10 protein-coding genes are annotated in these 11,753 nt (G+C 41.0%); 2 read left to right on the top strand and 8 right to left on the bottom strand.

The window, feature by feature from the left end; all coding sequences use genetic code 11:
* Position 1 precedes the first annotated feature (1 nt).
* From mreD to ABWU87_RS13545, 6 genes are all read right to left on the bottom strand, one after another.
* Positions 2–499 carry a rod shape-determining protein MreD gene (mreD, locus tag ABWU87_RS13570; RefSeq protein ID WP_353331590.1) on the bottom strand — a complete coding sequence of 166 codons (498 nt, stop codon included), beginning with the start codon at positions 497–499 and terminating at the stop codon, positions 2–4.
* On the bottom strand, positions 499–1,344 hold the full coding sequence (mreC, locus tag ABWU87_RS13565; RefSeq protein ID WP_353331588.1) for a rod shape-determining protein MreC: 846 nt from the start codon (positions 1,342–1,344) through the stop codon (positions 499–501). The genes mreD and mreC overlap by 1 nt, the downstream gene beginning before the upstream one ends.
* A 93-nt stretch (positions 1,345–1,437) precedes the next feature.
* Positions 1,438–2,457, bottom strand: a complete 1,020-nt coding sequence (locus ABWU87_RS13560; RefSeq protein WP_353331586.1) for a rod shape-determining protein — start codon at positions 2,455–2,457, stop codon at positions 1,438–1,440.
* Between the two features lie 6 nt (positions 2,458–2,463).
* Positions 2,464–3,987 carry a bifunctional phosphoribosylaminoimidazolecarboxamide formyltransferase/IMP cyclohydrolase gene (gene purH / locus ABWU87_RS13555; protein WP_353331584.1) on the bottom strand — a complete coding sequence of 508 codons (1,524 nt, stop codon included), beginning with the start codon at positions 3,985–3,987 and terminating at the stop codon, positions 2,464–2,466.
* 343 nt (positions 3,988–4,330) lie between these two features.
* Entirely contained in the window at positions 4,331–5,515 is a 1,185-nt protein-coding gene (locus ABWU87_RS13550) for an RtcB family protein (RefSeq protein ID WP_353331582.1), read from the bottom strand.
* 147 nt (positions 5,516–5,662) lie between these two features.
* On the bottom strand, positions 5,663–6,505 hold the full coding sequence (locus ABWU87_RS13545) for a polysaccharide deacetylase family protein (protein ID WP_353331580.1): 843 nt from the start codon (positions 6,503–6,505) through the stop codon (positions 5,663–5,665).
* Between the two features lie 192 nt (positions 6,506–6,697).
* Between ABWU87_RS13545 and ABWU87_RS13540 the strand changes: the two genes are divergently transcribed.
* On the top strand, positions 6,698–7,468 hold the full coding sequence (locus tag ABWU87_RS13540; RefSeq protein WP_353331578.1) for a Mut7-C RNAse domain-containing protein: 771 nt from the start codon (positions 6,698–6,700) through the stop codon (positions 7,466–7,468).
* Between the two features lie 123 nt (positions 7,469–7,591).
* Here ABWU87_RS13540 and ABWU87_RS13535 read toward each other — a convergent pair whose 3' ends face one another.
* Together ABWU87_RS13535 and ABWU87_RS13530 are read right to left on the bottom strand one after the other, a co-directional pair.
* On the bottom strand, positions 7,592–8,098 hold the full coding sequence (locus tag ABWU87_RS13535; RefSeq protein ID WP_353331576.1) for a nuclear transport factor 2 family protein: 507 nt from the start codon (positions 8,096–8,098) through the stop codon (positions 7,592–7,594).
* Positions 8,095–8,616: an ester cyclase gene (locus ABWU87_RS13530; protein ID WP_353331574.1), complete on the bottom strand. Its 522-nt coding sequence runs from the start codon at positions 8,614–8,616 to the stop codon at positions 8,095–8,097. Before ABWU87_RS13530 ends, ABWU87_RS13535 begins: the two co-directional genes overlap by 4 nt.
* A 1,498-nt stretch (positions 8,617–10,114) precedes the next feature.
* Between ABWU87_RS13530 and ABWU87_RS13525 the strand changes: the two genes are divergently transcribed.
* Positions 10,115–11,626 (top strand): tetratricopeptide repeat protein, encoded by a 1,512-nt coding sequence (locus tag ABWU87_RS13525; protein ID WP_353331572.1) that lies wholly within the window; start codon positions 10,115–10,117, stop codon positions 11,624–11,626.
* The last annotated feature ends 127 nt before the right edge of the window (positions 11,627–11,753 follow it).

Here is an 11,753-nt window from a genome sequence, read left to right as displayed (position 1 = left end):
TCTATTTATTAAATCCTTCAATACACATCACACATACAATAGTAAGTAAGGAGCTTGCCCCTATTTTGATTAGCAAAAAGGTTAAGTCAAAGAAAGAGAACGAATCGATGAGCAACAAGGTGGCATGATGAAACAGTACGCAGGTTATCACGTATTTAATAAAAGGTGAAACCCCGATGGTTTTAATAGCCGGAACAATTTCATCAGAATTGTCGCGTGGAGAGAATAGCCGTAACAGGTACGGACGAATAAAGGCAATGAAAGTGGTTGCAGCAGCATTCATGCCAGGAGTGTTTGAGAAAATATCAACAGTAAGTCCAAGAAAAAATCCCCAAAACACAAGTTCATTTCTGGATACTCCAGACGAAATTTTAAGAATGAGGTATATATATATAAAAGGAGTGGCATATCCTGCAATATGCACATTATTAAGCACCAGAACCTGAACCAGGACCAGGGCCACAAACCACTCTATACGTTTTAAATAGGTTGCTAACATTACTGTTTATTCTCCATTTGCTTCAGGAACATCTGTTCCTTATTGAACTTAACAGGAATCACCCTCACATTGCTTAGTTTACCAAAATCTGTTGCCAGTCTTATCTTCAGCTGATAAGAGAGACCGTCTTTGGAGTTTCCGATATGGTCTACTGTACCCACCATTATTCCCTGAGGAAAAATCTCAGAGTAACCACTGGTTACCACTGTATCACCCAGACTGAATTTCGCATGGCGAGGCAAATCGTTTAGGAAAGCATAGCGTGAATCGCCACCCTCCCATTTCAGCGGACCGAAGTATCCGCTACGCAACAACTTACAGTTTACATTGCTTTTGCTGGATATCAAAGGGATCACTAATGAATAGTGAGGTGAAGTCATACAAACAACTCCTACTACCCCATTGCGGTCAATAACTCCCATATCCCTTCGAATTCCATCACTGGAGCCTTTATCCAATGTGACAAAATTTTCGGCTTTAGTCAGCGAATTATCTATAACATCCGCCTTTAGCAGATTAATTCCTTTTAGAGGTGTGCTGAACATACTATCTACTTTCAATGAATCTTCTCCCCGCTCTCTCAGTTCTTTTTTCAGTCCGGCAATCTGCTGTTCCAGCATCATGTTACGGTCTAGTAACTCCTCATTAGCGCTCTTCAGATAGAAATAGGATGTCACCGAGCTCCGGAGCTCATAAATCTTTCCGGCAGCGGCATTGGTCGAAGTAAAGAAAGTGCTTCCCTGATAGTTATTAAAGCGAAACAACAAAATAAAACTGGCGACCTCAAGCATAACAAAGAGGAACCAGTAGTTGTATTTAATCAGGAAGTTCAGTAAGTTCCGCATATAAATTCCAATGTACTAACTAGCCGATGTGCGGATATGCCATATACGGTACCCTACGGCACACAGGCAACTCCGCACATCGGCAGATTAAGTTTATCGCATCAAGAATGAGAATTTATCTACATTCTTCAATGCTATACCTGTTCCCTTAGCCACAGCGTGAAGTGGATCCTCTGCAATGTGGAAAGGAATATTAATTTTGTCTGTCAAACGTTTGTCGAGTCCTCTCAGCAGTGCCCCACCTCCGGCAAGGTAGATTCCGTTGTGAACAATGTCTGCATATAATTCCGGCGGAGTTTGTTCCAGTGCACTCAGAATTGCAGTTTCCATCTTCGCGATTGATTTCTCCAGACAGTGTGCAACTTCCTGATAGCATACCGGTACTTCCATTGGAAGCGCTGTCATTCTGTTTGGTCCGTGAACGATGTAATCTTCCGGAGCATCATCCAGTTCAGTCAATGCAGCTCCAACATGTATCTTGATTTGTTCGGCTGTGCGTTCACCAATCTTCAAGTTGTGCTGGCGTCCCATGTATTCCTGGATATCAGAAGTCAGATCATCACCGGCAATACGGATGGATTTATTTGAAACAATTCCTCCCAATGAGATAACTGCAATTTCAGTAGATCCACCACCTATATCCACAATCATGTTTCCTTCTGGAGCTTCTACATCGATACCGATACCGATAGCTGCGGCCATTGGTTCAAAAATCAAATATACATCACGTCCTCCAGCATGTTCGGCAGAGTCGCGTACCGCACGCAATTCCACTTCCGTACTTCCTGAAGGTACACATATTACCATTCTCAGGGAAGGTGAGAAGAAGCGCTTGTGCGTATTCATCATTTTGATCATGCCACGCATCATTTGCTCGCATGCGTAGAAGTCTGCAATCACGCCATCGCGCAGAGGGCGGATTGTTCTTATATTCTCGTGAGTCTTCCCATGCATCTGCCTAGCTTTTTCACCTACAGCAATCATCTTGTCTGTACGTCTGTCCAGCGCAACAACAGAAGGTTCATCGACTACTATTTTCCCGTTCGTGATGATGATGGTATTGGCAGTTCCCAAGTCCATCGCTATTTCTTGTGTGAAAGAAAATAATCCCATTGTTTATTAATGTTTAAAATGTCTGATTCCGGTAGTAACCATTGCTACACCATTCTCATTGCAATAATCAAAAGAAAGCTGATCCTTAATAGATCCTCCCGGCTGTATCACAGCAGTAACTCCTTCATTGTGGGCAATCTCCACACAGTCGGGGAACGGAAAGAATGCATCACTTGCCATAACAGCACCTTCAAGCGAGAAGCCAAACGATTTAGCTTTTTCGATGGCTTGTTTCAATGCATCGACACGCGATGTTTGACCAATACCACTAGCCAAAAGTTGCTTTCCTTTTGCCAGTACAATTGCATTCGACTTGCTGTTCTTCACAATCTTGTTTGCAAACAGCATATCCTGAATCTCTTGTTCTGTTGGAGCTTTATCAGTTACCACCTTCAGATCGGCTGGAGTTTCTATATTTAAATCTTTATCTTGTACCAGAACTCCGTTTAACAGAGAGCGAAATTGCTTCTTCGGGAATTTTGCTTCTTTACGAACCAGAACGATACGATTTTTCTTCTGGGTCAGAATTTCGAGTGCATCTACGTCATAATCAGGAGCGATAATGATTTCGAAGAAGATTTTATTGATTTCTTCAGCAGCAGCTTTATCAACTACTGCATTAGTGATGAGCACGCCACCAAAAGCAGAGACAGGATCGGCAGCCAAAGCATCAGTCCAAGCTTCAGCAACTGTCGAGCGGGAAGCTATGCCACAAGCGTTATTATGTTTCAGTACTGCAAATGTCAGTTCTTCGAATTCATCGATTAGTTCAACCGCAGCATTTATATCCAGTAAATTGTTGTATGAAATTTCCTTTCCGTGAATCTGATCAAAGATTGCATCGAGATTTCCGAAGAATACGCCTTTCTGATGAGGGTTCTCTCCATATCTGAGTGGCTTTTGTTCGTTCACAGAGCAACGGAAAGCTGAGCCATCTTCCCCATCGAAATAGTTGAAGATAGCAGAGTCATAATGTGAAGAAACGGCAAATGCCTCTTTTGCAAACCAACGACGTTCTTCGATAGAGCTTGTAGCTCCATGTTCCATCAGCATATCGGCCAACGGTTTATATTGTGCCTGAGAAGCCACAATAACCACATCTTTAAAATTCTTGGCAGCTGCACGAATCAATGAAATTCCACCTATATCAATTTTTTCTACAATCGCAGCCTCTCCGGCACCCGAAGCAACAGTTGCTTCGAAAGGATAAAGATCTACAATAACCAGGTCTATTTCCGGAATTTCATATTTTTCGATCTGCTGAATATCCTGCTCATTATCTCTACGGCAAAGAATGCCACCAAATACCTTTGGATGAAGTGTTTTAACGCGCCCACCCAGAATAGATGGATATGTAGTGAGATCTTCTACAGCTTTACACGGAAAACCCAAAGATTCAATAAATTGACGTGTTCCTCCTGTAGACAGGAACTCTACTCCTTCCTCATGAAGTTTGGTGATTAATTCATCCAGTCCTTCTTTATGATAAACCGACACTAGAGCGGTTTTAATTTTTTTAGTTTCAGACATTTGATTGCAAATTAGGTATTTCAATGCGCAAAGGTACAAATTATTGTTTTATACCGTACATAAATAAGAGCGGATTTATGAATATTTTCACAGTTTTTTAAACAAGTATTTAAATGTTATGGATTCTGCTGAAACAAGTGAAGAAGGAAAAGGGTAAAAATGAAATCAAAAGTCGAAAAACCGGCAAAATAATGACAGCGAAACTACAGGTGCAACATTCTATATTTTCTACACTGGCAACATGGACCTTAATGTCTGAGAAAATATAACAAACAGAATATCGGTAAACCTCTTTTGGGTTACAAAACGGGAAGCAGTCGGGAAGTACAACCAAAGCAGCTTTTCAGTGCGCTTTAAAGTTATAGAGGGGTTTTATTACCGTGAGAATCTCGACTGTATCAACAATAACCGATCTAATTTCGTCGATTGATTTGTAAGCTTGGGGAGCCTCATCAAGGGTTCTTCGAACCACGCAGGTGGAGTACACATCCTTCATCAGGGAGATATATTCGTCCATACTAATGGTTTCCTTCGCTTTACTGCGGCTCATCAGCCGTCCTGCTCCGTGAGGCGCCGAGTAGTTCCACTCCTCATTCCCTTTGCCCCGGCAAAGCAATGAGCCATCGCACATATTGATGGGAATCAGCAGCAGTTCACCCTTTTCGGCACTGACAGCCCCTTTTCTCAGAATCATTCGTTTGAAGTCGATGTAATTGTGCACCGTTTCAAAATGTCGCGATTCAGTGAGCCCCATTTCTTCCAGAATTATTTCGGCCATCGTTTTGCGGTTTAATGAGGCAAATCGCTGTACAATAGCCATATCGTTCATATAATCATTAAAGTCGCTGCCGGTAAGGAAGGCCAGTTCCTTATCAACAAGCGGCATCTTGTGTCTTTTCAGTTCAGCCTCGATTTCCCGTTTTCTTCCTTTTGATTTCAAGTGCTCTATGATAGCCTCCTTCACGCCTGTATCTTCGAATAGATTACGATACGCCTTCTCCTGATAATAACGACAAACCTCCCCTCCCAGCTTCCGACTTCCCGAATGGATAATCAGGTAATTATCACCCGATTGTTGCGACTGGCCTACCTCTATAAAATGATTTCCTCCGCCCAACGTACCTATTGACAGCTGCGCTTTAGCCAGGTCGACAGAATTCCTGCATCTGAGCCGGGTAAAGTCGAACTCTTTTCTTGGCTTTTCGTGCACATCCGACCCATTGGGAATCTTTGATCGAATCACCCTGTCGAGTTTCTCAAAGTCTATCTCCCTATTCGCCAACTTAACAGTAAGCACCCCGCAGCCAATATCAACCCCCACCAGGTTCGGGGTAATTTTATCGGTGACCACCATGGTCATTCCAATAGTACAGCCTTTGCCCACATGCACATCGGGCATAACACGAATTCGAGCTTTCTGATAAGGCTCATAATCGCACAGTTTCTTTATCTGCTCAAACGCTTCGGGTTCAATCGTTTCAGCAAATATAAACGTTTCATTTCCAATGCAATTTCTTATCTTTTTCATTCTACAGAATATTAGTAGAAGATAAATAAATAGAATCCTCCGACCAATAGTCGGATAACAGGAAAATCAAGTTTTCAACAGTCGAATCTTATCCTGTTGAAAAAGGACTATCTGCAGCCATAAGCTGTTTGCTTCTGCAACGGTTGGTCATTTTTCTCTTCTGAAAACCTTGTGCATAGAGATCAAAAGAGTTTTCGCCGAGATTTTCGGAACAATCATACGCCTCACTGTCTGAAGCGGATAGAGCGAATCGCGCGGCGTGGTCAGTATAAACGACAATTTAAAATCGTGACTCAACCTCTCAGCCGCCTTCCGATTATAAACTCCGTTCGGGTAAGCCCAGTATTCAACAGGCATTCCGATAATCCTTTCCAGCTCCTTTTTGGGATTAACAAGTTCTTTCACCCAGTCGTCCTCATTGTATTTTGTAACCATTACATGGTCCCAGCTATGCAACCCAATTACATGACCCATCTTTGTCAGTTCTGCAATCTGCCCCTTCGTCATGTAATTCTTCTTGTTGTAGGTAATGGTCATAATAAAGAATATTCCTCTGAATCCATACTTTTGCAAAACAGGAGCAGCAATATTGAAATGCTCGGCCCGCGAATCATCAAAAGTAATCAGAACAGGTTTCTCTGGCAAGGTTTTATTATAAACCAGATAATTGTACAATTGCTCAGGCAGTATTGAGTGATATCCGCTATCTGCAAGCATCTTGATCTGCGCCTCGAACGTAGCAGGGGTAACCGCATACTCACTCTTCATACTATATGTAATGCGGTGATAGCATAATACCGGTATCTGCGGGAGAGCAAATATCCGGGCATTGGTGTTTCTTGGGTTGTTTATTACACTCTTTTCAACTGCCTTCGTGATTTGTTTTCCAGAGCAATCACGATCTGCTTCTTCTGCGTTTGAAGTTCGGGTGCAACCAGCAACCACTGCAGCGATTAAAAGCGAATATATAATAAAAAGGAGTCTGTTCATGATATATTAAATTTAGTAAAGATAAAAACCTCTTATCAAAAAAACAATGCGAAAGCAGAGTTTGTTTTTTCGGGGAGAGGATATCAGGATCTTTTCTATTGATAAAAAGTTGCTAAGAATATGATCTGGCAGCAAAAAACAATTACCGGGGGTAAAGCAAGATGTTGGATAATGTATATCAGAAGGAAAATTATGGAGAATAGTGCCACATTTCGTTTCTATGAAGAGCTCAATGATTTTCTTCCTCGGGAGAAAAGGAAGATTACTTTTGAATACCTGTTCAACGGTGGTCCATCCATAAAAGATGCCATTGAAGCAAATGGAATACCGCACGTGGAAGTCGACCTGATTCTGGTTAACGGTCGGTCGGTTGGATTCGACTATACCCTAAAAGGGGGAGACTGTGTTTCTGTATATCCTATTTTTGAATTTCTGGATATCACCTCCGTCTGTCTTCTCAGAGAAAGTCCGCTCCGGGAGATGAAGTTTATCCTAGACACCCACTTGGGTAAGCTGGCCAAGTATCTCCGACTGACAGGATTCGACACCATTTACCGGAACGATTATGAAGACAAGGAGATAATCCGGATATCCCTGGCAGAACACCGCGTTATTTTGACTCGCGATATTGGTATGCTGAAAGTGAAATCGGTAATCTATGGCTATTTCGTCAGAAGCCAAATACCCAGGGAACAGATATTGGAATTGCTGAAACATTTTGATTTGTACCGACTGATTAAACCTTTCAGCCGCTGCATCAAGTGCAACGGGAAACTGACGGAGGTAGAAAAGGAGGAGATTGTGGATCAGCTGGAGCCACTCACCAAAAAGTATTTCAACCGGTTTTTCAGATGTACCGGTTGCCAAAGCATTTTCTGGGAAGGATCTCATTTAAACCGTATGAAGGAACTAATCAGCGAGATAGAGAAACGGAAAGAAAGCAAGAATCAGGGAATCGGATAAAAAGGCCTCGGCTTTATACTTCCATTTTAAGTTTTTATCTTTTTGGAAGTTAGAGCCGGAGCCAGTTAAATTATAAAGCTTCTCCTCATTGGGAAGTCTATTATTTCCGAAATACTTCAGGGATTATTTCTGCTGTTCAACAGCCTTATTAATCATGGGAAGGTCCTTGTTATAAGGAATCAAAGCGATACTGGAAAAGTTTATTTTCCAACCCTCCTTCTCCTTTACAACATAATAAACCCATCGAAGCGGAACATTAGGACAAAACGATAATCCTTTCAACTGTTCAATAACAATTGCAGATTTTCCATCTTTCTGAACCAGAATCTCTCGTTTATCAGGCTTTGGCATTTGAGACTTAATCGATGTATCGGCAAATACCTTAGCATACTCGTCACATATAGCCTTCTTGTTCCACAATTCGCCGGGATCTGTTCCACAGAAAAGTCCACTATCGGCCAAAAGGACCGATATACTATCCAACTTTTTATCCATAAAGGCCTGAAAAGATCTATCAAGCATTTCTGAGATTGATTTTTTCGCTCCAGCCATTTCGGTCGGAGTGGTTTTCTTCTGACAACCACAAAATAAAAAGGCTATCAGAAGAAAGGGAATGAGAATCTTTTTCATTTTTCTTCATTTTGTTTAATTAAACCGAGCTGCTTCATCCAGCTGAGTTCATCGTAATAACTCCGGTCTTCTTTTATTAATCCTGCCGGAGTTAATTTAGCCAGGAATGCCCCTTTGATTACGCTCTTGAGACCAGTTGGCTGAATATCACCCTGTGGTCCGGCAAAAGGTCCGGTAAAAGTTCCCCGGTTAATAAACTCATAACAAACCTGATCGCCAGCAGCGATAATTTGCACAAATTCCATTTTCAGATCGGGGAATGCACGAAAATATGCGGTATAATATTTTTCTATCGCCGCCTTTCCACGAGCCAGCTCTTCTCCTTTCACATCGAATAAAACGGCATCATCGGCATAAAATTCAGTTAAGGCAGAAGCGTCATGAGCATTAAACGCCTTCAGCATCTTATCGCCTAACTGTTTAAAATCAACCACATCTTTCTTCTGATTACAACCACATAAAAAAATTAAACTGAGGGTTAAACCCAATAAAACCTTAACAAGATTGGACTTTTTCATGTTTACACTAAATTAAGAGGAGATTAATCTTTGAAATCAAGTCAATGCATACTCCATTTAAGTGAGGATTTACATCGACGAAGTGTAGAATGTTTAATGTTACTTTGTCGGAACGTAGGTCAACACTTACGATTCGGCCAACCAATTGTGGCAGTGACTTTGGCTATCCTTTCGGTTTTTGGAAATACCCATCAGGCAACTTTTTTAATGAAAGGAACACACCATGCCTAAAATAAATAACAATCGAGTATTGAATTAGATTATGCACACAGCAGATAGTTGTTATTATTTAGCATAATTTTATAGTGAAGAGATTTATTGGCGATTATTCGAAAGAATTAAATACGTAAGGCTTTTTAGCGACGGGTACTATCAGGAGGGTTAGTGTGATAAAAAAGGCGATCTGGCGCCACATACCGGACAAATAGAGGTCGATAGAGAACTACATGGGCATATTTCCAGCTCTGCTATCACTTTGCGGACAAATAATAATTGCCTGCGGGCGGAACCAAACGCACACTCCAAAATCTTACGCCTTGAATTTAAAATCCCTCGTTATGTTTTGTTCAACTCTTCGTTATGTTTTGCTAAACCTGACCTTATGTTTTGCCCGATTCTTAGTTATGTATTTCTAAGTACCTTGCCGTGTTTTGCTTAATCTTTGGCCAGGTTTTATTGGACCCTTCGTCTGGTTTTGCTAAACCTCTCGACATGTTTTGTCCATCCCTTCGCCATGATTTACTCAATTACACCTTACGTTTTATCTTCGTGATGCCCTGAATTTCAACCTTTGCCGAGATTGAGTTCGCAACCTCCAGGGTAATTGCCGAAACAGATGGGCACCATTCCGGCAACTCCCGCTCAAGAGGCAATTCGCTTTTAAGTTATTGCCGAAACTGATTCGTGGTATTCAATCGGAGAAAATCAAACCATCGTTTTTCTTTCCATCCGTGCAAGGGGTAAAGGAGTAATGGATCAATATATCATTGAATTTACCATTAATCTCATGTCATATATCTTCTTTCGAATACATTATATTTTACAGCTAGCCAACACAACCATTAAACAGCTTACTATAAACAGATTGCATAATCGATTAGTACATATTTAATTTATATTCATGATAATTCCACTGGATTCTTCCCACATTATGTAAACCTTGCTTATTTTGCATAAAAAACATCAAAAAATCCGTACTCTATATCTTGCCTACGTTCAACCATATAACACTTTTTAACTCTCATTTTTGGGTTAAGCAAGAAAAGCTCCGCCTTGTTTTCTGTCCTACTATCTTACTTTTGGAGTTAGATACCTGATAATGTGCCACGGGGGATTTAAACCCACCCCCTATATATACAAAAATAGGGCATAGTTTCCCGCGGTTTATTTTTGGGAGCAAACATAAAAGAAATAATTACCGGCAACTGTTTCATATGTAGTTTGTTTTATATGGATAAGCAATCAGTCTATCTATTATGGATTTATAAAAACGAAGAACATGAAAACTCCACATCAAATTACACTGAATCTTCGTCATGAACCTTTTTCTATGATGATATTTTCGGCTGTATTTCTCATTGTTTTGCTTGGTACTTGTAAGTTGTTTGCGCAAGAGGACCAAACGAGGCAACTCATATCGAATGAACAGCAGCAAAGACTTGACCTGATGAAAGCAAAAGGTATTGATGCCTCATTGACTATTTTCCCGGTTGGAATAAATGGCTTCCCGGGAGATGATATCGCTATTATTATTGGAGTTCTGCTAGAAGAAAAGGGACTGAAGTGTATTGAATTGAGCAAAGCAAAATTCTCGCCATCATCCCAAAGCAACCTTCAAACTTTGGCCGACTCGCTAGGAAAATTCGTAAAAGCACATCCTATCCCGACAGAATATGCATTGTATTCTGAAATGATTTTGGATATGCAAAAACGTGCTTTTACTGAACTTCGTGAAATTGTAGTAGATAAGACCGGCGCAATAGTGTGGACAGAGAAGCTGGATTCAACTGATGTCGCCTTTAGGCATGTCGCTGATCCAGATCCGATGGGATATTCCATACTGCTGTCGGAGCGACTTGGTATGAGATTGGGCCTCACAGCCGAAACTACCACAAATGCCAAACCGGGTAAATTGTCTGCAATATTTAGAGACAGGTTTGGGATGCCTACTGAAAAGGAAACTGCTGAGATGCCGAAACTGGAGAAAATAATGAAAGCGAATTTCAAAAAGTCGAAACTGATGGTTTATCCACTTCGTATCAACGGCGAATTGAACAGACAGGGTGCAGCACAACTTATTAAAATGATCAACGGTGCAGAGCTTTGCAAGGCTATACCCTCCAAAGATACCCTATCGCTGAAATTAAGGACACGAGAGCAGAATGAAATGAAGATATTGTGGAACATGGCAGTCGAATTCAGAGATCATATTAAAGCGAATCCCCAGAATGCAGATTACTTGCTTTTTGCAGATTACGTATTTAATCCACAAGTCTGGAAACAGGGGTATGTTCATTTTGTGGTTTGTGACCGTAATGGAGAATGGGTAATTGCCGACCTGCAAAACTCCGGCCAAGCTGAATTCCAGAATGTAAAACCTGTGTCTATAGAAGGTTGCAACAACCTTTTGTACGCACACCTTGAGCATTATCTGAAAGCATCTGTTGCAGAAGCAATTCGGGAAGAGATTCACAACTCGGGAATTGAAGCGGCCAATGCAAAATTCAAACAATTACGTGTTAAAAGGACTGAATATTACTTGTCGGAGGCAGAAATGAATGCTTTAGGATATGAATACCTCTCTTCGAAAAAAAACGAAGAAGCTATCGCAATTTTCAAAATGAATGTAGAGGCATTCCCCATGTCATTCAATGCCTACGACAGCTTGGGTGAAGCATACGCTACGGCAGGAGAAAAGGAACTGGCAATCAGGAATTATGAAAAATCTATTCAGCTAAATCCGAACAATCAAAATGGGGTCGATGCCCTGAAAAAGTTGAAGATGAAATAATAAATACTCTATTTCACATTGCTATTAATCTTCGTCTACTAAGTGCTTATATTGGGAAGTTGCCTCGTATGCTTCCTCACAAATAGAGCAATTCTGAATTGGCAACAATGTTTGCTTTCATTCTTGC

It is taken from the genome of Bacteroides sedimenti (assembly GCF_040365225.1).
Classification (GTDB): Bacteria; Bacteroidota; Bacteroidia; order Bacteroidales; family Bacteroidaceae; genus Bacteroides; species Bacteroides sedimenti.
This window is presented reverse-complemented; position numbering and strand designations above follow the sequence as displayed.